Origin of the sequence: Micromonospora pisi, assembly GCF_003633685.1 — a bacterium.
GTDB classification, from domain to species: domain Bacteria; phylum Actinomycetota; class Actinomycetes; order Mycobacteriales; family Micromonosporaceae; genus Micromonospora_G; species Micromonospora_G pisi.
Genome location: NZ_RBKT01000001.1, coordinates 2,977,061 through 2,996,469, shown reverse-complemented (window position 1 = coordinate 2,996,469; position 19,409 = coordinate 2,977,061). Strand labels below are relative to the sequence as shown.

The window sequence follows — 19,409 nt, the reverse complement described above, 5'->3', positions numbered from 1 at the left end:
ACGTGGACCAGCTCTGCGTGGTAACGACCGTGGTGGATGCCCGGTCAGTGGCGGATCTGCTCGCCGCCGCCGCGGTCGCCGGCCGGCTGGCGGCCTGCGCCCAGGTGGGCGGCCCGATGGACAGCACCTACTGGTGGCAGTCCCGGATGGAAACCACCCGCGAGTGGTCGGTGCAGTTCAAGACCGCGCCGGACCGGGTGGAGGCGCTCGTCGACCACCTGCGCAGCTCCCATCCGTACGAGGTGCCGGAGATCCTGGTGCACTGGGTGGAGAGCGGAAACCCGGACTACACCACCTGGATCCACGACCAGACCCGGACCTGAGCCGGGGATCGGGCCAGGTGGCGTGAGTACCCACCCCCCGGCCACCGCCGGTCGCTGAGTACCCGGACTCTGTGCTGGTCGGGGCCGGCGGGGCGAGCATGCGAGGGTGAGCAATCCGCCGAGTCTGTATCCCTGCCCCGGATGTGGGGCAGGGGCCAATCTGAGCACCGGCTGCCCGCGCTGTGGACGGGCACCGGACCCGGTCGCCGCCGAGGTGGTCCGGTTGGACGGTGAGATCGTCGCGCTGACCGCCCGGGTCGAGCAGACCCGGCAGGCGTACACGGCACTGGTCACCACCCTCGACGGGCTCCGCCGCCGCCGAGCCGAACTGGCCGCACAGGTACGGGTGGTGGCGACACGCCCGGCACCCGCCCCGGTCGTCCACGCCGCCGCGCCGCCACCGGTACGCCCGGAAGCGTCCACCCGGACGGTACAGAACCTGCTCTTCGTCCTCGGTGGACTGCTGCTCTGCGCCGCCGCGATCGTCTTCATCGCGGTCACCTGGTCGGTGGTCGGAGTGGCCGGCCGGGCGGCGATCCTGGCCGGCGTCACGGCCGGTGTGCTCGCGTTGCCACCGCTGGCGAAGCGACGAGGGCTCACCGCGACCGCCGAGACGTTCTCGGTGGTCGGACTCCTGCTGCTGGCGCTCGACGGTTACGCCGCCTGGTCGGTGAACCTGCTCGACGTCCGGGCCTGGTCGGGCCCCACCTACGCGGCGCTGGTCTGGGGAGTCAGCGCTGCCGTGGCCCTCGGCTACCAACGACTGACCCGCCTCGACGCGCCCTGGTTCACCGCGCTGGCGCTGGTCCAGCCGGTGTTGCCGCTCCTGGTGAGCGAGACGGATCCCGGTGCGGCCGGCTGGGCGCTGGCCTTCGCCACGCTTGCCGGATTCAACCTGATCGTGGTGTACGCCGAGCGGATCCGGTCCGCTCCGGTGCCGGAGACCGGTGAACCGGCCCCGGCGGGCGTACGTGTGGGAGGTGGGGGAACTGACGGGGCGGCGCCCGGAGGGGTGGCGCCGGCTCGTCGGGTCGTCGGCTGGGTGGCGTACGCCGCCGCGCTGGCGGTCGCCGCGTTCTGCGGCCTGATCGCGCTGCTGGTGGGCGACGGGCCGGGAACGCCGGTGTTGGCCGGCGGGCCACTGCTGGTCGCGGTGGCGGTACTGGTGGCCGGTGCGGTGCTCGCGCGCAACGCCGGCTTCCAGGCCGCCGCCGGACTGGTGGTCGTGCTCACCCTCGCCGCCGCGACCCTGCGCCCGGTCCTCGACCTGGCCCCGCCATCGGCACTGGTGGCGAGCGGCGTGGTGATCGCCGTACTGGCCGGCGCGGTCGCGTGGGGCCGCAGATGGCTGCCGGTCGAGGTCTGGCGCGGCCCGTGGATCGGCGGGCTGTTGCTCGGTGGCGCCCTGGGCTCACTGACCTTCGCGATGGCCGCGATGACCGGACTGGCGGCGGTGGACCGTTCGCGGCCGGCCTGGCGGGGGAGCGGCACCGGGCTGGTCAGCACGTTGGACTGGCAGGCGTCGGTGACCGTACTGCTGGTCGCGTTGGCGCTCGCGATGCTGCTGCCCCGGCCGGCCCGGGAACCAGTGGCGGTAGCCGGCGTCGGGCTGGCGGTGCTCGCCTTCCCGGCCGCGCTGCCGCTGCCCTGGTGGGGGCTGGCCGGGGTGGAACTGGCGGTCGCGGTGCCGCTGCTGCTCGCCGCCGTACGCGTGCCGGCGCCCGGGGTGGCGTCGGTGCTGGTCCGGGCGGTCGTCGGAGCGGCACTGGCCGGGCACGCGTTCCTGGTCGCCCTGGCCCGTCCGACCAGTGCCGCGGCCGTACTCGGCACGATCATGCTGACCGGGCTGGTCGTCGCCGTACTCGCCGGCGCCGGTCGGCCCGGCGAGGACGGCACCGACGGCGACGGCGACGGGACACCGGACCCGGTAACAGCAGTACGGCGGGTCATCGGCGGGGCGGCTCTCACCGTCGGCCTCTTCGCCGTACCGGCGACGACAACTGTCGGACTCTTCGCCGCCGGGGTGCAACCGTGGTGGCAGGCGCGGGCCGCGCTCGCCAGCGGCGTACTCGTACTCGGTGCGGTGGCGCTGGTACGTCGCCGCCGACCCGATCACCTCCCGTACGCCGACACCGCACTCGCCGGCACCGCACTGGTGACCGGGCTGGCCCCACTGGCCGGGGGAACCGACGAGCCGCTCGGGCTCTACTCGGCGCTGGCACTGCTCCTGGGAGTCGCCGCGCTCCAGATCGGCGGAGTGCTGACGGCGCGGGCCGGCACCCCGACCGGCACCGGACCGGTGGAGGCGCCACGGGCCGGAACCCGGCTGCCCGGCCCGGTGTCGGCCAGCCTGCTCTGCGTGCCGGTGCTGGCGTTCCCGGTCCTGCTCGCGGTCGCGCCGACCGTGGGCGCGGTGCTGCTCGGCCCGTACGGCTGGCTGGGCCGGGTCTGGTCCGGGACGCCCACCGGTGTCGGGCTCGCCCCGCACGGCTGGCCCGTCGACGGCCGTGCCGGCGCCGCACTGGTGGTGCTGACCGGCGTACTCGCCCTGGCCGGCTGGGGTTGGCACCGCAGCCTCGGCGGGGCGGCACTGGTGGCGTTCCCGGTGGCCGCGACAGCGGTGCCGGTCGTACTCGCCTGCGTCGGTGCAAACTGGCCGGTGGTGCCGGCGGTGGCCCTGCTCGGCGGACTCGCCGCGCTGCTTGCCGGCACCGTACCGATCGGCCGTACGGCAGCGCCCGGCGCGACCCGGTTCGGGCTGGTGGCCGTACCCGCGGGGGTGTTGCTGGCCGCGGCCGGCCTGGCCGGCGCGTTGCCCACCAAGGCCAGCACCCTGCTCGCGTTGGGCCTGGTCGTGCTGGTCGCCACGGCGATCGGCGCGGCGGCCGGCGGCGCGGCACCACTGCCGGCGGTGCGGGTCGTCGGCTGGCTCGTCGCCAGCGGCGCCGCCCTCACCCTCGCGGTCGCCGCCAGCCGGGCGGCCGAACTGCCGCTGCGGGTGGCCGCGCTCGTGGTGCTCGGGGTGGCCACGGTGGTGCTGGCCGGCGGTGCGTTGCTGCGCGGACGGCGGCCGGCCGAGTCGATCGCGATCGAGGCGGCCGGGCATGCCGGGGCGCTGGTCGCCCTGCTGCTGACCGTCGGCTCCGCCCGGTACGCGGCAGCGGTCGCCACCATCTGGGGGGTGGTGGTCGGGGTACGCGCGCTGCGCCCGGGTGAGCCGGCCCGGCGCCGATCACTGCTCGCCTCGGCGGCGGCCGGTTGTGAACTGCTCGCGGTCTGGGTGCTGCTCGGCTCCGCGCAGGTGGCGGTGCTGGAGGCGTACACCCTGCCCACAGCGCTCTGCGCGCTGGTCGTCGGCGCGCTGGCGCTACGAGTCCAGCCAGCGTTGAGCAGTTGGGTGACGTACGGCCCCGGGCTCGCGGCGGCGCTCCTGCCCAGCCTCGCGTCGGTGCTGGTCGACGGGGACCAACCGTGGCGGCGGCTGCTGCTCGGAGTCGGCGCGCTGGTGGTGGTGCTGGCCGGGGCGCACTGGCGGCAGCAGGCGCCGGTGCTGCTCGGCGGCGCCACGCTGGCCGTCGTCGCCCTGCACGAGGTGGTCGGCGCGTGGGACCAACTACCCCGGTGGATCTTCCTGGCCGCCGGTGGGCTCGCCCTGATCGGGCTCGCCATCACGTACGAGCGGCGGCGGCGGGACCTGTCGCGCTGGCGCGCGGCCGTCTCCCGGATGAGTTGATCACCTGTGGCGGTAGGGCTGGCACTACCGCGCATTAGGGGGTTTCCAGGGTTACTCAGCGCAAGCTCGATCGCGAGACTTGAGGCAGCGCGCGTCGCCCGGCGCGTCATCAATTCCGAGCAATCTGGGAGAAGTCATGACGGTCGGCGCGGTGGCGGAACCCACCCTTCGACGAGGTAGCGACTACGCGCAGTTATCTCGGAAGATCAGTCAGGCGGGTCTGCTGAACCGCCGGCCCGGTTGGTACGCGGCCAAGATCGCATTGACCGTCGGGCTTTTCGCCGCCGGCTGGGGCGCCCTTGTCCTGGTCGGTGACTCGTGGTGGCAACTGCTGGTCGCGGTCCTCCTCGCGATCGGTTCCACCCAGGTCGCCTTCCTCGGACACGACGCCGGTCACCGGCAGATGTTCCGCAACCGCCGGGCCAGCGAGGTCGCCGGCCTGCTCGCCGCGAACCTGGCGGTCGGGCTGAGCTACGGCTGGTGGATCGACAAGCACAACCGGCACCACGCCAACCCCAACCACGAGGACCACGACCCCGACGTCGGCGCCGGAGCCCTGGTCTGGACCGACGAGCAGGCGCGCGAGCGGCGCGGCTTCGGCCACTGGCTGGCCCGGCACCAGGCGTACCTTTTCTTCCCGATGCTGACCCTGGAAGGGTTGAACCTGCACTACGCGAGCTTCCAGGGACTGTTCCGGGCACCGATGCGGTACCGGGCGGTCGAGGCCGTGCTGCTGGTCGCGCACGTGGCCGCGTACCTCGGCGTGGTCTTCGCCGTACTGTCGCCGGTAAAGGCGCTGGTCTTCATCGCCGTACACCAGGGATTGTGGGGCGTCTACATGGGTTGCTCGTTCGCGCCCAACCACAAGGGGATGCCGGTGCTGACCGCCGAGGACGACCTCGACTTCCTCCGCAAGCAGGTCCTGACCTCCCGCAATGTACGGGGCAGCCGGGTCGTCGACTTCGCGCTCGGCGGGCTGAACTACCAGATCGAACACCACCTCTTCCCGAGCATGCCCCGCTCGAATCTGCGCAAGGCCCAGCCGATCGTCCGGCAGTACTGCGCGGAGCAGGGCATCCCCTACGAGGAGACCGGCCTGCTCGACTCGTACGCCCAGGCGCTGCGGCACCTGCACAGCGTCGGAGCCGGGTTGCGCGCCGACCGTTGATCTGTCCCGGTGCAGGCCGGGGTGGGTGAACCCGACGGATGCGCCGGCCCCGGTTGCCCTCCCCGGGTGGGAAGCGCGGCGGTAAGGTCTGCCTTATGGCAGAGGTGCTGGACGCCGAGGCGGTGCGCGGTGAACTGGAGCGGCTGGACGGCTGGTCCGGTCATCCCGCACTGATCACCCGTACCGTCGAGCTGGGCAGCTTCCCGGAGGCGATCACGACGGTCGACCGGGTGGCGGTGGTGGCCGAGGAACTAGACCATCATCCGGACATCGACATCCGCTGGCGTACGGTGACCTTCCGGTGCGCGACCCACTCGGTAGGGGGCGTGACCCGCCGGGACATCCAGCTCGCACAGCGTATCGACCAGATCCTCGGGGGAGCGGCGTGAGATTCGAGATCAGTAAGGTCCTCGACGCGATCGAGGGCCGGGTCTGCACCGATCCGTCGCTGGCCCGTGCCGTACTGGACCTGGCCGAGGTGGTCCGCTACACCGACTTCGACGGCGGCCGCCCGGCGAGCATGCTCCGGCTCGGCATCGTCATCGACGCACTCAGTCGGCAGTTGGAAGAGGACAGCGTCCCGGTCTACCCGGTGGTGCACCGGGCGCTCCTCTCCGACGCCGACCTCACCTCCAATGAGCGCATGGTGGTCCGGCGGTGGGCCGATGACGGCCTGGTCGAGGTGCTGCCCAACCCGGTCGAGCGGATGCTGGAGTTGGCCGACCTGCTTGGCCTGCCGGTGCTCAGCCGGATGCGGTTCGACGGCATGCTCGGGCGTTATCCCTGGCTGGGGTCGCAGCCCGGCCGCCTGCTCGCCCCGGTGAACAGCCCGAACGGGCCGACCCTGGTGGCCCAGGCCGGTGGCAAGGCGGTCTGGACCTCGCCCGGCCCGTCCCCGACCGGGGCGAAGCTGCTGTCCCGGCTGTGGCGTTGCCCTGAACCGGGCTGCGTGCTGTTCGGCGATGGTGGCGGTGGCGGCGGTTCCTTCGCCGATCTGGCCCGGTCCGACCGCGAACCGGGCGGGCAGCCCCCGCCCACGCTGCGCGGCGGCGCCCCGAGCTGCCCCCGGCACGACCGCCGCCTCACCGATGCCGGTCCCCGGCCGGACACCGAGGTGCTCTCGGTCCGCGTCGGTGGCCAGGTACGTCGTCGTTTCGTGGTCTCCGCGGACCGGCCCGTGATGGTCGGCCGCGCGCCGGAGGAGTCCGGCGGGATCGTGCTCGGCCAGTGGCTGAGCGAGGAGGCCCGGCGCTGGATCAGCCGCAACCACGTCCGCTTCGAGTTGCGCGGCGGCGACCTGGTGGCGTTCGACGTGAGCACCAACGGGTCGGGTGTCCGGCCCGGCGGCTCGATGGACGAGGACGAGCGGATCGCGTTGAAGCAGCAGGCCAACCGGGTGCTGCGTGGCGGTGACATCGTCGAGCTGTACCCGGGTGTCCAGATCGGTCGGTCGTCGAACTGGACCTCCGGCGGAGTGATCAACCCCAGTTCGGTGATGGCCGAGGCGCCGACCATGGCGATGCGGGTCATCGAGCGCCCCTGAGCGCATCCTCCGCGTACCTGAACAGCGGTCACCCGGATTGGGGTGACCGCTGTTCACGTACCGGTTCGTCGCCGGTGACTTCCCGGTGTCAGCTCAGGATGGCGCGGAGCTGCTCGACGGCGAAGTCGAGCTCCTCGGGCTCCACCACCAGTGGCGGGGCCAGCCGGATGGTCGAGCCGTGGGTGTCCTTGGCGAGCACACCCCGTGCGGCCAGTCGCTCGCACGCCTGCCGGCCGGTCATCAGCGACGGGTCGATGTCGATCCCGGCCCAGAGGCCACGGCCGCGTACGGCGACGAGGCCCTCGCCGACCAGCCCGCCCAGTGCCGTGTGCAGGCGCGCCCCGAGTTCGGCCGAACGACGTTGGAAGTCGCCGGTGGCGAGCAGTCGTACCACCTCGGTGGCGACCGCGCAGGCCAGCGGGTTGCCGCCGAAGGTCGAACCGTGCTCACCCGGGCGCAGCACGCCGAGTACGGACTTGTCGGCGGCGACCGCCGAGACCGGCACGATGCCGCCGCCGAGCGCCTTGCCGAGCAGGTACATGTCCGGCTTGACGCCCTCGTGGTCGAGGGCGAACGTGGCGCCGGTCCGGCCCAGACCGGACTGGATCTCGTCGGCGAGGAAGAGCACGTTCTGTTCGGTGCAGAGCTGCCGTACGCCGGGCAGGTAACCGGTCGGCGGCACCACCACGCCCTGTTCGCCCTGGATCGGTTCGAGCAGTACGGCGACGGTGGTCTCGTCGATCGCCTCGGCGAGCGCGGTGAGGTCCCCGTACGGGACGATCCGGAAGCCGGGGGTGTACGGCCCGAAGTCGTTGCGGGCGTCCGGGTCGGTGGAGAAGCTGATGATCGTGGTGGTCCGGCCGTGGAAGTTGCCGTCGGCGACGACGATGGTGGCCTGGCCCGCCGGCACGCCCTTGACCTGGTAGCCCCACTTACGGGCGACCTTGATCGCGGTCTCCACGGCCTCGGCGCCGGTGTTCATCGGCAGGACGAGTTCGGTGCCGCAGAGGTCCGCCAGTTCGTGGCAGAAGTCGGCGAACTGGTCGTGGATGAAGGCGCGGCTGGTCAGGGTGAGCCGGTCGAGCTGTTCGTGCGCGGTGGCGATCAGCTTCGGGTGGCGGTGGCCGAAGTTGAGTGCCGAGTAGCCGGCCAGGCAGTCGAGGTAGCGCTTGCCGTCAACGTCGGTCACCCAGGCGCCCTCGGCGGAGGAGATCACCACGGGCAGCGGGTGGTAGTTGTGCGCGGTCCAGCGTTCGGCGTCGCGTACCGCCCCTGGGGTGAGCAGCATGTCGTCCACGATCACTTGCTTGCCTCTCGTTCCCGCAGCACCAGGGTGCAGCACTTCGGTCCGCCGCCCGCTTTGCGTAGCTCGGACAGATCAACGCCAATTGTCGCGTATCCGCGCTCGCGAAGCTTGGCCGCCAGGCCGGTGGCCTGGGCCGGAAGCACCACGTTCCGGCCGTCGCTGACCGCGTTCAGGCCGAGCACCTCGGCGTCCGCCGCCTCGGCCAGGACCGCGTCCGGGAAGAGCCGCCGCAGTACGGCCTGACTGCCGGCGGAGAAGGCCTCCGGCAGGTACGCCACGTTCCGTTCGTCCAGCACACAGAGCGCGGTGTCCAGGTGGTAGAAGCGCGGGTCGACCAGTTGCAGCGTCACCACCGGCCGACCGAAGACCTCCTGCAACTGGGCGTGCGCGGCGTGCGTGGTACGGAATCCGGTGCCGGCCAGCAGCATCCCGTTGGCGAGCAGGATGTCGCCCTCGCCCTCGTTGACGTACTTGGCCTCGTGGACCGGGTACCCGGCCCGCTCGAACCACGACCGGTACGCGGGTGCCTCATCGGCCCGCTGCGGGTCACGGAACTGGACGGCGAGCACCTCGCCGTCCACCACGGTCGCGCCGTTTGCGGCGAAGACCATGTCGGGCAGGCCGGGCACCGGTTCGATCTCGTCGACCGTGTGGCCGAGGTCGAGGTACGTGCGGCGCAACGTCTCCCACTGACGGATGGCGAGCGCGGCGTCGACCGGAGCGCTCGGATCCATCCACGGATTGATCGCGTACTCGACGGCAAAATATGTGGGCCGGCACATCAGGTAGTGCCGGCGGCTGTTGTCCAGCGTCATGCCCTGCTCCCAGTGGTCGGGCGCGCCCGGCCGGGGTCGGCTCACACCGCTGGCGCGTAACCCAACGCTATGCGGCTGGGCCTGGCCGAAACCACTGGGAGGAGTTGCGTCGTGCGGCGGATCATTGCGTATGGAGCGGCCTCTTACGGCGATTCGTTGCGTCGGGTGATCAGGCGTCGCCCGGTTGATCGGCGTCGCCCGGTCACCCGGCTCGGAGCCGGTTGCCGTACGACGGGTTGCCGGTCGTCGCTGAGGGGGCGGCGTGGACGCCGCCCCCTTCATCGACTCAGCTCTGGCGGTGAACCACCACCGGCGAGCTACGCCCGAGCGGTGCACCACCGCTCTGGCGTCATATCTGCCCCCTAGAAGCGGTTCACAAACTGTGAGTCGAGCCACTCCCGGAATCGCAGCACCCAGTCCCCGTCCGTGGTCGGCCAGGTGAACTGCCCGGTCATCGCGAGGATGCCCAGGACCACCGCGCCGAGCCCCAACACCAGGCCGAGCAGCGCGTCGGACTTGCCGGCGACGTGCCGGCGACTGGTGGCCGAGACGCCGGCGACGCCGAGCAGCGACCCGAGGGCGCCGATCGCGATGCCGTACCCGGCGAGGGTGCCGGTCAGCACGAAGAGGGCCGCGGCGACGCCGAGGACCAGGCTGACGGTGGCGAGCAGGCTGGCCCGGGGGCGCGGGCCGGCCGGCGCCACCACGGTCGGTTCGCGGTCCACCCGCTCGGTGCCGGTCGTCCGGTCGTCGACCCGCTCGGTGGTGGTCGTCGGCCCGTCGGTCCGGTCACGACGGTCGGCCCGGGGAAGGTCCTCTCCTGCGGGGCGACCGTCGACCCGCGTGTCGTCGTCCCGGCTGACACTCGTACGTGGGCGGTCGATGACCGGCGCGGTCGCGGAGCCGGCCGACGAACTGCGGTACGTCGCCCGCTCGCTCGGCGGAGCCACCGCGCTCGGCGGAGCCACCGCACCGGTGTCACCCGCCCGTCCGCTGTCTGGCGTCGGCGCGGGCGTCACCGCCGGCCCGGGCTCGGTCGACGCCGCCGTGCGCCGCGAGAGCGAAGGAATTCTGACCACAACACACCTCCTGGTCGGAGCGCGGCTACCTACGCCTGTTCGCCGGTGCCCACGCGGTTACGACCATCGGAGTACCCCGATCTCCGACCCGCCAACCACCAGGCCGGACGGTTGGCGGGCGGAGGGTTCGGGTACATGGACGGTCGCCCACATCGGACGGGGACGGCTCGTCCGACAGGCGAGCCCTACGCGCTCGCCGTGGGGCTCGGCGAGCAGCGTCCGGCGCTGGGAAAGCGGGAAACCGACAGCTTGGTGAACCACTTCCGCAACGTGGTGGGGGAGTTCTGTGGCGTCCCGGATCAGTGAGCAGGAGATCTCGGCGGCGTCCGGGGTCGAGTTCGACCGGGCGTTGGCCCACGCCGAGGCGCCACTGCCCTGGCCACGCTCCTGCTGCTCGTACCCTGACCTGACCTGCCGCAACATGCGGACCTGGCGCTGTACCCGCCGTTACCATCGGCCTGGCCACAGCGGCTGAGCTGGGCGGATGCGGTCGGAGGCCGGTCAGGTGGCGGATATCGGGGACAGCGTGCGGGGCCTCCGGGGCTCCGAAGGACGTGGCCGGGTCACGTTCGTCGAACTGTTCTTCGACCTGATCTACGTACTCGCGGTCACGCAGTTGACCCACCTCCTCCTCACCCACCTGACCCTTCTCGGTGCGGCCCAGACCCTGCTGCTGTTGCTGGCGATCTGGTGGGCCTGGGTGGACACCTCCTGGGTCACCAACTGGTTCGACCCGAACCAGTTGGCCGTGCGGCTGATGCTGGTCGTCCTCATGCTGCTCAGCCTGATCGTCTCGGCGTCACTGCCGGAGGCGTACGGGGAGCGGGGCATCTGGGTCGCCGGTGCGTACGCGGCGATCCAGGTCGGGCGGAACGTCTTCGTCATAGTGACGCTGGGTCGGCCGGGCGCTGGCGCGGCGGGGGAGTCGGCGGAGCAGAAGCGTCAACGGCTGGGGCTGCGGCTCAACTTTCAGCGCCTGCTGGTGTGGAAGGCCGTTTCCAGTGCGCTCTGGGTGGCGGGCGGTCTCTCGTACGGGTCGGCGCGGCTCGCGTTCTGGGCCGCCGCCGTGGTGATCGAATACCTTGCCGCCATCGCCGGCTTCTGGGTCCCCGGAGTGGGCAAGTCCGACCCGGCGGACTGGCCGGTCAACGGCCGGCACCTCGCCGAACGCGGGCAGTTGTTCATCCTGATCGCGCTCGGCGAATCGATCCTGATCACCGGTACGGTCTTCGGGACCCGTCCGGCCGAGGCGCCGCACCTGCTCGCGTTCACCGTCTCGTTCCTGGGCACCGTCGCCCTCTGGTGGCTCTACTTCGACCGAGGCGCCGAGGCCGCCAGCGCGGCGATCGAGCAATCGGAGAACCCGGGGCAGATCGGCCGCTCGGCGTACACCTATTTCCAGTTGCCGATCGTCGCCGGCATCATCGTCGCGGCGGTCGGGGACGACCTCGTCATCGCCCACCCGGGCGGCCACGCCGAGACCGTCACCATCGTCACCGTGCTCGGCGGGCCGGCCCTCTTCCTCGCCGGGCACCTGCTCTTCAAGCGTTCCGTCTTCGCCACCTTCTCGCTGCCCCGGTTGCTCGCCATCGTCGCGCTCGCCGCCCTGGTGCCGGTGGGGCCGCACGTGTCGCCGCTGGCTCTCTCGGCCATCGCCACCCTGGTCGTGGCCGGCGTCGGGGTCTGGGACGCGATCCGGCTTCCGGGCCGTCAGCCGCCCGGCGGATGACGGTACGGCCAGGAGGCGGTAGGCACCCGTCGACGGTCGGGATCAGGATGACGGTCGCGGTCGCCGTAGTCCCTGGAGAAGCAGCTCGACCAGTCGGCGGGGGTCGTAGCGGGGGTCGCTGTCACGTCCGACGCAGAGGTTGCCGATGCCCCGCATCAGCTCGTAGGCGTGCGTACCGGGGCTGATTTCGTCGGCTTCGACGGCGGCGTCGAGCAACTGCGCGCAGACGGGCACCAGGCGGTCGAGGAAGTAGGTGTGCAGCGCGTCGAAGCCACTGCTCTCCGATTGCAGCGCGTTGGCGAGCCCGTGCTTCGTGACGAGGAAATCAACGAAGAGGTCGACCCACTGTCGGAGTGCCGCGAGCGGTGAGTCGGCACTGCCCAGCAGGATCGGGCCGGCCTCGGCGCATGCCTCGACCTGGTGGCGGTAGACGGCGACGACGAGATCCGACCGAGTGGGGAAGTGGCGGTAGATCGTCCCCATCCCGACGCCCGCTTTGGCCGCGATCTCGCGGATCGGCGCGTCGACGCCGGAGGTGACGAACACCGCGGCGGCGGCGGCGAGCAGCGTCTGCTGATTACGCAGCGCGTCGGCCCGTTTGCCCCGGGCAGGCACCTGCCCGGACTGGCTGGTGGTGGGCACCGCGTTCTCCTTCCGGTGGCCGTTGACAAAGCGGAACACTGCTCCGTATATTAATCGGAGCAACGTTCCGCTTTAGCTTAGCTGAAGCCCGACCTCCTGACAGCCTCACCTGCCGCGAGCCGGACGAGACCGCGGCAGAGGCCAGTGAAGGGAAACACGCATCATGATTGGATCGACTTACGTGGCCGACACTGTCAGCCCACCCACTCCGGTGCTCTCGGTCAGCCCGGTGGTGCTGTCGGCCCCCGGCCGAGCCGTGGACCTGGAGGTGCGGGTCTCCGCGCCCGTGACCGGGGGCGAGCTGCCGGTCATCCTCCTCTCGCACGGCCAGGGCCACTCGAACAACCTCTCCTCGCTGAACGGCTACGCCCCCCTCGTCAACTTCTGGGCGGCGCACGGCTTCGTCGTGATCCAGCCCACCCATCTGAGTTCCCGGACGCTGAGGCTCGACCCCGCTACCCCGGGGGCGCCCCTGCACTGGCGATCGCGGGCCGAGGACATGAAGCGCATCCTCGACCAGCTCGACGTGATCGAGGCCGCCGTGCCACAGCTGCTCGGGCGCCTGGACCACAGCAAGGTCGCCGTAGCCGGGCATTCGATGGGCGCGCACACCGCGAGCCTGCTGCTGGGCGCCCGGCTCACCGATCCGGAGGACGGAACGGAAGTGAATCTGACCGAGCCCCGGATCAAGGCGGGTGTGCTGCTCGCCGCGCCCGGTAGAGGAGGCGACGCCCTCAGCGAGTTCGCGGCCAAGAACTACTCCTTCTTTGTGACCACGGACTTCTCCGCCATGGCGACGCCCACGCTCGTGGTCGCTGGCGACAAGGACACCTCTGCCCACCTGACCGTTCGGGGCGCGGACTGGCACACGGATCCGTACTTCCTCGCTCCCGGCCCGAAGTCTCTGCTCACCCTGTTCGAGGCGGAGCACGGGCTCGGCGGGGTCTCCGGATATGACGTAGCCGAGACGACGGACGAGAACCCCGAGCGGGTGTCCGTGGTCCAGCGACTCACCTGGGCCTACCTCCGTACCGAGCTCCACCCCGGCGAATCGGCTTGGCAGGCGGCGCGTGCCGCGCTGGCGGCCGGCCCGAACCCGCTCGGACGGGTCGAGTCCAAGTAGGCGGACCGGACCCGGCGAGGCCCCTGGTGGTGAGCGTTATCACGTGGGCGGGTCGGCGCAGGTCCCGGACGTTGCCCCGGGATCGAGTCCCATCGAATTCGATCGTCGGTCACTCCCTTTCGCTAGCCGATTCCCGCAGGGAAATGACCGAAATGCCGTGTGAATTCGCCGCCGTACGCACCTTTCTCCCGAGCGAGCGGCCAGTCGAGATCCACCGTTCGGTGGAGCCAGGAAAGCGGCCCCGGAGCGTCCTTATGCTGGGCTGCGGGTACGCGGGTCCGACCGACTCGCGTACCCGCGGGCTCCAGTAGCGCGCTGGCAAACACCCGGGAACAACTCGGGGGGAAGACAACCGGGGAAGGCAACACGATGACCGACTTCGTCACACGTACCTGGGAAGGCATGACCATCCCGGCTGCCGGCTCCTATCTTCTCGATCAGGCGCACAAGCGGATCGGTTTTGTGGCCCGACACATGATGGTGAGTCCCGTACGTGGGGAGTTCGCCGAGGCGACCGCCCATATCCACGTGGCGGAGGACCCCTTGGCCTCCTCGGTGACCGCGACGATCCAGACGGCGAGCCTCACCACCGGGAGCATCGACCGGGACACCCACCTGAGCAGCCCCGACTTTCTCGACGTGGAGCGCTATCGGACGCTCGAATACCGGAGTACGGGCATCAAGTGGCAGCGCAACGAAGACCCGATCTTCACCTGGGCCCGGTTGAGGAACCACCGACTGGGTCAGCGGGGCGCGGGGCGCGAGGTACCGCCGCAAGTGGCCCAGACGCCCGGGCGATTCGTGCTCACCGGAGAGTTGACGGTGAAGGGAATCACCCGGGCGGTCGACCTTCAGGTGGAGTTCGGCGGTGCCCGACGTGATCCCTACGGGCAGGACATCTTCGGCTTCAACGCGACGGCGGACATCGACCGCGAGGACTACGGCCTGCTCTGGAACGTGGTCCTCGAAAGCGGTGGAGTTCTCGTCGGCAAGACGGTACGGATCGAAATCGCCGGTGAGGCCATCCGTCAGTCCTGACCCGAACGGGCGTCGCCACCCCGCCGACCACCCGGCGGCTCACTCGGACCTGAGCAGGATCTGCACCCAGTTGCGCCGTGCTGCCGAGCCGATCCCCAGGTAGAACTGGTCCGAGGTGGCCCGGTCGGTCACCGCGAGAGTGTCGTCCGCGAGTACGTCAACCAGGCCCAGCCCGGGCGGTACCCGTGGATCGCTCACCCAGACGCCGTCGCTTGTGTTGACGTACCCGAAGCCGCCCGGACCGGCGACCGCGAGTGCGCCGCCGCCCACCGCGACCGCGTTGTATTTGCCCGCCTCGGTCGGGTGACCGGTCGCCGGGACGGTGACCCACTGGTCGTCGGCGAGCCGCAACAGCGTCGGAACACCTGCACCTCGGGGATCAGCCACGTGTCGGAGCCGTCCTTGCCGCCGTGCAGCGTCACGACGTCGCCCAGTTCGGGCACGTTCGGCCAGATCCAGCTCCGGCCCTGGTCGCTGCTGACCGCGACCGGAGCACCCAGGGCGTCGTACCGTCCGGCGCGGGACCGCCGGGAGTCCATACCGTCAGCACAATCCGCGACGTTCCAACGTGGGGCTGATGGAGATCGACCGAACCGGTGCGTCGATCTCCGGGGACCCGGACCTCGTGCCGGCGAACGGGGCCAGGCGTTGTCGGCGGTATGGCGTGGATCACGCTGGGCATTCCGACTGAGCATCTTTGAACGCCTGCCCGGGGAGCCACGTGTACCCGGCGATCCTCACTCTCCCGAGCTGCGTGTCAGTGCGGATCACGCGCGGTGTCGTACCGGCATGTGAACATGGCTGTCAGTAAGGGGGACTGGGATGACGTGGGACGAGGTGCTCGAATACTGCCTGGCCAAACCGGGTGCCTGGCAGGACGAGCCGTGGGAGACCGACATTGTGGTCAAGGTCGGCGGCAAGATCTTCGCGTTTCTCGGCTCCGAGTCACGAACCTCGGTCGGGGTGAAGTGCGGTGCCGACCGCGAGATCGCCGACGAGTGGCTGCTCCGCCACCCCCGGGACGCCTCGGTGATGGCCTACATCGGGCGGTACGGCTGGAACAGCCTGCGGATCGACGGCACGATCCCGGACGACGAACTCGTCGAGGCGATCGACGCCTCCTACGAGGCGGTGCTGAGCAAGCTTCCGCTGAGGGACCGACCAACCGTCTGACCAGGGCTTTTGTGAAGGGACGGCGAAGATCAGGTACGGCGGTGATGGAGTCCGACCCGCCCGGACCCCCGCCATCGATCGCTGATCCGAACCACATGTTTTTTTCGTATCCGGCCGGTTCACTCCCTGACAGCTTCACAGGACGCGTGTCAAGGGAAAGGTTGGCGGAATGTTCGACTACCAGGGGCGGACAGGGTACGAGACGATCAGCGACGTCGATCGCAAGGAGTTCCACGACCAGGGTTTCCTGCTGCTGCGGCAGGTGCTGACCGAGGAGCACCGGACGGCGTTGGAGAAGGCGGTCGACCGGATCCACGACCGGGCGGCCACGGCGGGCAACACCGCGAAGAACGGGACCCTGCACCTGCTCGGTTTCCTGGAACGGGACGAACTCTTCGGCGAACTGCTCACCCACCCGACGACGTTCCCGTACGTCTGGGGGCTGCTCGGCTGGAACATCCACACCCACCACAACCACCTCGACGTGACGCCCCCGGAGCCGGCCGCCGAGGCGGAGCGGCCGTACTGGGGCTGGCACCAGGACGGCTACCGGCAGAACTCCGACCCGCAGACGTTGGATTCCGACCAGCCTCGGCCGATGTTCTCGCTGAAGGTCGCGTACGTGCTCTCCGACCTCTCGGAGACGGGTCGGGGCGCAACCAAGGTCATCCCGGGCAGCCACATCAGGAACTCGCTGCCCCGCCCGGCGGATCTCTCGGTGCACCACCCCGACCCGGAGGGCGCGGTCGAGATCACCGCCAACCCCGGCGACGCGTTTGTCTTCGACCGTAGGCTGTGGCATTCGCGGTCGATCAACCGCTCCAGCATCACCCGCAAGATGCTCTTCGTCGGTTACACGTACCGCTGGATCCGTCCCCTTGACGACCTGCACCTCGACCATGACGGCCCGTGGTGGGCGGCACGTACGCCGGTGCAGCGGCAGTTGCTGGGGGAGAGCACCCACACGGCCAACCACTGGGGCGTCAACTGGGACGGGTACGTCGACGACGAGATCCCACTGCGCCGGGAGCTCAAGCGGCGCCGGCGCCTCGACCGCTCCATTCCCTGGCTCCGTTGACCGGCAGCCGGGTCCGTCCGGTGGCTAACGCGGCTGGGCGGACTCCCACGCTCGTTGGCTTGCCCGGCTGTCGCTGGGTGACTGCCCGGCACGGAGCCAGACCTGGTCGTCGCCGCTGATCGCGACCTGTCCCTCGCCGAGATCGGCGGCGGCGGTCACCTGCGGGTACCGCACCACCAGGTCACCGAGGAAGGCCAGGCAGAGGTCGTCGGCGTCGTAGCCGCGTTCGTCGAGCACGTCGTACGCGCCGTCGTCCAGGCTGACCCGGGCGATTGGCCGCTCACCGTCGAGCACCGCCGCGGTGGTCAGGGCCAGACTGTCCGGACCCACCGGGAACGGGAAACCCGGTTCCAGTTCACCGACCAGCCGCCACGCGCCCGCCGGGTGCTCGGAGACCGGCAACCAGGCGAACGCCTGCCGATTGCGGCTGCTCGGGGTCGCCCCGTCCGTCCACGGCCAGTGTCCGTCGCGGTCCGGCCAGACCAGCTGGAGTACGGGCACCTCGAAACCGCCGTAGAAGCGGTGCGCGGTGCCGAACAGTGCGTCCCGCCACGATTCGTGCACCGGTCGCAACTGGGTCTCGAAGCCCTGCAAGACACCCTCGAACGGCTCCCCCGGCTCGGGCCAGCCGTGCGCGCGCCCCCGGTCCACGCACGCGTTCAACCAGTGCTGCATGTTCTCGCCGTCGAGCCCGAACATCACGATCTCGGGCCGGCGGAAGGTGTGCCACAGCCCGACCGTGTACGCGAAACTGAGCCCGCCCTCGACCCGCAGGGCCGACCAGCCGTGCTGCCGGACGGTGTCGACGATGCGGTCGTCCCTTCCGACGGGAGCGTCGGAGCAGACGAGGCAGGCGCAGGGGAGCTCGGTCACCTCGCGACTCTACCGACGGCGTTGCCGACCGGCAGTGGCCAGGGCTGCGGGGCGGCGGCTTGCCGCCGGTTCGCACACTGGCCGGATGCGGAGCAAGCCGAGCTTCACGGTTGCGTTACGGGGTTACGACACCGCCGAGGTGGACGGACTGATCACGTTGGTCGAGGAGGCACCCGCCTCGGCGGACCAGGTGCGGCTCGCCGCGGCCCGGGACGAGATCCGGCGGGCCGTTCTTGTCGTACGGTTGCGTGGTTACGACCGCGCACAGGTCGACGGGCACCTCCAGACCCTGGCCATCCAGCTCGGCTGACCCGACCCGGTAGGAGCAGGGGTATGGGTTGACTTGCTAGACCACCGAGTCTCGGGTCACGTCGAGGAGGTTGACGTCGGCGACGTCGAGCAGGGCGATCAGTGTCTGTACGCCCTCACGTCGGGCGAGTGCCACTTCATTGGCGGTGATCGGGATCATGGTCATGAGTTCGGCGACGACGGTCACTCCGTCCTCGGCAAAGACGACGTTGAAGGAGTCGCCCAGGGACGGGTGTGAGGCGACGAGGACACCATGGATCTCGGTGCCGGCAAGCAGCGGGCCGTCGTTGGGGATGACATCCTCGTTGACGAGGCCACGGCCCTGCTGCAGGACGAGTTCGACGGCGATTCGGACGAGGTGTTCGGCGGCACCGTCCTGGCCGTCGACGACGGAGCAGACGATCTCCTGCGGGAACACAGCCGTGATTTTCGCCGCCGACAGGCCGAGAGACGCGAAGGTGACGAAGTCGGCCTCGTCCGGTTGGAAATCGAGGATGCGGAGCACGCCGACCGGGGCGACGTCCTCGGACTCACCCAGATACAGGTCGTAGTGGTCGGCAATCGCTTCCAGGCTCACTGCTTGCCCTCCGGCACTTCGTCGAACCACTCGAGCGGGAACGGGTGGATGCGCTGCGCGAGCTCGAGCGGTGACTGCCCCCCCTGGTCGCGGAGGTTGCGGTCCGCACCATGCTCGAGCAGCGTCCGCACGACAACGCCGTCCGGCGCCCGGCGCGAGTTCATGACGGCCAGCCAGAGCGGGCTTTGTCCCCGGTTGGAGAGGGCGTCGACGTCGGCTCCGGCGCTGAGGAGCGCATCGACCGCCGCTGCGGCGCCGTCCTGGGCGGCGAAGTGCAGCGGGGTGTAACCCTCGCGGCGCTCCCGCATTGACACCGGCACGCCGGCGGCGAGACGTTGCCTGATCAGGTCGACGTCGTTGCGGAGTGCCGCGTAGTGCAGCTCGTCGCGGTCCAGGTCGTCTGACTTGGCCATAATCACCGGCTCCTTCTATGGGCCCTGGAATTTGCGGCTGCGATTCGGTCCCTGTTGTTCAAGCCGGTAGATCTCCGGCCTGTCCTGGTCCTTGATGACTCGCGCCCGATCGTAGTTGTTCGCGATCGCTTCCTTCTTGTAGTCGGCCCACTCGTGTCCGGGCCGGTGGCCGAAGTCGAAGGTGCCGGGCTGCGGGACGGTCATGCCGCCCTGTCCCGGGTTGACCCGGCGGCCGGTGTCGGGGTTGATATAAACGGTGTTTCCGTCGGGGGTGGTCACGCGGGGGATCTTGCCGCCGGTGGCCTCGCAGACGAAGTCACCGTTCTGGTCTCGGACCGCGTCGCGATAGATTGCACGTTTTGTCGGTGCGGACAGTTTGACGCGGTCACGGACCGCCACCGGCGTGGCCTCCCGGCGTTCCTTGCGCTTCGCGGCCCGTTCAGCCTTCTTCCGGGCCTGCTCAGCGGTGAGCGGGCCGTACACCTTC

The 19,409-nt window shown here is 70.5% G+C and carries 20 protein-coding genes; 11 read left to right on the top strand and 9 right to left on the bottom strand.

The features are described 5' to 3' along the window. Positions 1-2 precede the first annotated feature (2 nt). The 5 genes from cutA (at position 3) to BDK92_RS12325 (ending at position 6,767) form a co-directional block, all read left to right on the top strand. A complete protein-coding gene (gene cutA, locus BDK92_RS12345; RefSeq protein WP_121162036.1) occupies positions 3-323 on the top strand; it encodes a divalent-cation tolerance protein CutA in 321 nt (106 codons plus the stop codon). Positions 324-429: 106 nt separating this feature from the next. Next, positions 430-4,056, top strand: a complete 3,627-nt coding sequence (locus BDK92_RS12340) for an SCO7613 C-terminal domain-containing membrane protein (RefSeq protein WP_121156839.1) — start codon at positions 430-432, stop codon at positions 4,054-4,056. A 136-nt stretch (positions 4,057-4,192) separates the two neighbouring features. Next, a complete protein-coding gene (locus BDK92_RS12335) occupies positions 4,193-5,224 on the top strand; it encodes a fatty acid desaturase family protein (RefSeq protein WP_121156838.1) in 1,032 nt (343 codons plus the stop codon). Positions 5,225-5,319: 95 nt separating this feature from the next. Beyond that, positions 5,320-5,613, top strand: a complete 294-nt coding sequence (locus tag BDK92_RS12330; protein ID WP_121156837.1) for a 4a-hydroxytetrahydrobiopterin dehydratase — start codon at positions 5,320-5,322, stop codon at positions 5,611-5,613. Next, positions 5,610-6,767, top strand: coding sequence for an FHA domain-containing protein (locus tag BDK92_RS12325; protein WP_121156836.1), 1,158 nt, complete (start codon positions 5,610-5,612; stop codon positions 6,765-6,767). The genes BDK92_RS12330 and BDK92_RS12325 overlap by 4 nt, the downstream gene beginning before the upstream one ends. Before the next feature lie 88 nt (positions 6,768-6,855). Here the strand turns inward: BDK92_RS12325 and rocD are convergent, their stop codons facing one another. The 3 genes from rocD to BDK92_RS12310 all read right to left on the bottom strand — a co-directional run bounded on the left by rocD (position 6,856) and on the right by BDK92_RS12310 (position 9,967). Next, positions 6,856-8,055 (bottom strand): ornithine--oxo-acid transaminase, encoded by a 1,200-nt coding sequence (rocD, locus tag BDK92_RS12320; RefSeq protein ID WP_121162034.1) that lies wholly within the window; start codon positions 8,053-8,055, stop codon positions 6,856-6,858. Between the two features lie 11 nt (positions 8,056-8,066). After that, a complete protein-coding gene (gene ddaH, locus BDK92_RS12315; RefSeq protein WP_121156835.1) occupies positions 8,067-8,888 on the bottom strand; it encodes a dimethylargininase in 822 nt (273 codons plus the stop codon). A gap of 362 nt (positions 8,889-9,250) precedes the next feature. Beyond that, complete coding sequence (locus BDK92_RS12310) at positions 9,251-9,967, bottom strand: RAD23 family protein (protein WP_147456971.1); 717 nt, start codon at positions 9,965-9,967, stop codon at positions 9,251-9,253. A gap of 484 nt (positions 9,968-10,451) precedes the next feature. On the opposite strand from BDK92_RS12310, the gene BDK92_RS12300 reads away from it, so the two are divergent. Continuing rightward, a complete protein-coding gene (locus BDK92_RS12300) occupies positions 10,452-11,696 on the top strand; it encodes a low temperature requirement protein A (RefSeq protein WP_121156832.1) in 1,245 nt (414 codons plus the stop codon). Between the two features lie 42 nt (positions 11,697-11,738). On the opposite strand, the gene BDK92_RS12295 is transcribed toward BDK92_RS12300, so the two are convergent. Beyond that, a complete protein-coding gene (locus tag BDK92_RS12295; protein ID WP_121162032.1) occupies positions 11,739-12,338 on the bottom strand; it encodes a TetR/AcrR family transcriptional regulator in 600 nt (199 codons plus the stop codon). A gap of 163 nt (positions 12,339-12,501) precedes the next feature. On the opposite strand from BDK92_RS12295, the gene BDK92_RS12290 reads away from it, so the two are divergent. Both BDK92_RS12290 and BDK92_RS12285 read left to right on the top strand, forming a co-directional pair. Further along, positions 12,502-13,461 carry an alpha/beta hydrolase family protein gene (locus BDK92_RS12290; RefSeq protein ID WP_121156831.1) on the top strand — a complete coding sequence of 320 codons (960 nt, stop codon included), beginning with the start codon at positions 12,502-12,504 and terminating at the stop codon, positions 13,459-13,461. Between the two features lie 369 nt (positions 13,462-13,830). Next, the gene (locus BDK92_RS12285; protein ID WP_121156830.1) at positions 13,831-14,499 is read left to right on the top strand and encodes a YceI family protein; all 669 of its coding nucleotides are present in this window, start codon (positions 13,831-13,833) and stop codon (positions 14,497-14,499) included. Positions 14,500-14,538: 39 nt separating this feature from the next. Here BDK92_RS12285 and BDK92_RS38370 read toward each other — a convergent pair whose 3' ends face one another. Beyond that, on the bottom strand, positions 14,539-14,886 hold the full coding sequence (locus BDK92_RS38370) for a hypothetical protein (RefSeq protein WP_147456970.1): 348 nt from the start codon (positions 14,884-14,886) through the stop codon (positions 14,539-14,541). A gap of 435 nt (positions 14,887-15,321) precedes the next feature. Here BDK92_RS38370 and BDK92_RS12280 point away from each other — a divergent pair, with 435 nt between their 5' ends. Both BDK92_RS12280 and BDK92_RS12275 read left to right on the top strand, forming a co-directional pair. Then, a complete protein-coding gene (locus tag BDK92_RS12280) occupies positions 15,322-15,672 on the top strand; it encodes an MmcQ/YjbR family DNA-binding protein (protein ID WP_121156829.1) in 351 nt (116 codons plus the stop codon). A 169-nt stretch (positions 15,673-15,841) separates the two neighbouring features. Beyond that, positions 15,842-16,750: a phytanoyl-CoA dioxygenase family protein gene (locus BDK92_RS12275; RefSeq protein WP_121156828.1), complete on the top strand. Its 909-nt coding sequence runs from the start codon at positions 15,842-15,844 to the stop codon at positions 16,748-16,750. Positions 16,751-16,774: 24 nt separating this feature from the next. Here the strand turns inward: BDK92_RS12275 and BDK92_RS12270 are convergent, their stop codons facing one another. Continuing rightward, the gene (locus tag BDK92_RS12270; RefSeq protein WP_121156827.1) at positions 16,775-17,623 is read right to left on the bottom strand and encodes a DUF4262 domain-containing protein; all 849 of its coding nucleotides are present in this window, start codon (positions 17,621-17,623) and stop codon (positions 16,775-16,777) included. Positions 17,624-17,708: 85 nt separating this feature from the next. On the opposite strand from BDK92_RS12270, the gene BDK92_RS12265 reads away from it, so the two are divergent. Next, positions 17,709-17,933 carry a hypothetical protein gene (locus BDK92_RS12265; protein ID WP_121156826.1) on the top strand — a complete coding sequence of 75 codons (225 nt, stop codon included), beginning with the start codon at positions 17,709-17,711 and terminating at the stop codon, positions 17,931-17,933. A 36-nt stretch (positions 17,934-17,969) separates the two neighbouring features. Here BDK92_RS12265 and BDK92_RS12260 read toward each other — a convergent pair whose 3' ends face one another. Genes BDK92_RS12260 through BDK92_RS12250 form a run of 3 tightly spaced genes read right to left on the bottom strand, consistent with a single transcriptional unit; the run spans position 17,970 to position 19,405 of the window. Then, positions 17,970-18,509 (bottom strand): suppressor of fused domain protein, encoded by a 540-nt coding sequence (locus tag BDK92_RS12260; protein ID WP_170208557.1) that lies wholly within the window; start codon positions 18,507-18,509, stop codon positions 17,970-17,972. Continuing rightward, positions 18,506-18,922: an ankyrin repeat domain-containing protein gene (locus BDK92_RS12255; protein ID WP_121156824.1), complete on the bottom strand. Its 417-nt coding sequence runs from the start codon at positions 18,920-18,922 to the stop codon at positions 18,506-18,508. The genes BDK92_RS12260 and BDK92_RS12255 overlap by 4 nt, the downstream gene beginning before the upstream one ends. Positions 18,923-18,937: 15 nt before the next feature. Then, the gene (locus BDK92_RS12250) at positions 18,938-19,405 is read right to left on the bottom strand and encodes a GH-E family nuclease (RefSeq protein ID WP_147456969.1); all 468 of its coding nucleotides are present in this window, start codon (positions 19,403-19,405) and stop codon (positions 18,938-18,940) included. Positions 19,406-19,409 lie beyond the last annotated feature (4 nt).

Bases quoted from the DNA above. Each gene is read 5' to 3' on its own strand.
- BDK92_RS12335 (WP_121156838.1), top strand. From the start codon at position 4,193: ATGACGGTCGGCGCGGTGGCGGAACCCACCCTTCGACGAGGTAGCGAC.
- BDK92_RS12330 (WP_121156837.1), top strand. From the start codon at position 5,320: ATGGCAGAGGTGCTGGACGCCGAGGCGGTGCGCGGTGAACTGGAGCGG.
- rocD (WP_121162034.1), bottom strand. From the start codon at position 8,055: ATGCTGCTCACCCCAGGGGCGGTACGCGACGCCGAACGCTGGACCGCG.
- ddaH (WP_121156835.1), bottom strand. From the start codon at position 8,888: ATGACGCTGGACAACAGCCGCCGGCACTACCTGATGTGCCGGCCCACA.
- BDK92_RS12300 (WP_121156832.1), top strand. From the start codon at position 10,452: ATGCGGTCGGAGGCCGGTCAGGTGGCGGATATCGGGGACAGCGTGCGG.
- BDK92_RS12290 (WP_121156831.1), top strand. From the start codon at position 12,502: ATGATTGGATCGACTTACGTGGCCGACACTGTCAGCCCACCCACTCCG.
- BDK92_RS12285 (WP_121156830.1), top strand. From the start codon at position 13,831: ATGACCGACTTCGTCACACGTACCTGGGAAGGCATGACCATCCCGGCT.
- BDK92_RS12280 (WP_121156829.1), top strand. From the start codon at position 15,322: ATGACGTGGGACGAGGTGCTCGAATACTGCCTGGCCAAACCGGGTGCC.
- BDK92_RS12275 (WP_121156828.1), top strand. From the start codon at position 15,842: ATGTTCGACTACCAGGGGCGGACAGGGTACGAGACGATCAGCGACGTC.
- BDK92_RS12265 (WP_121156826.1), top strand. From the start codon at position 17,709: ATGCGGAGCAAGCCGAGCTTCACGGTTGCGTTACGGGGTTACGACACC.
- BDK92_RS12255 (WP_121156824.1), bottom strand. From the start codon at position 18,922: ATGGCCAAGTCAGACGACCTGGACCGCGACGAGCTGCACTACGCGGCA.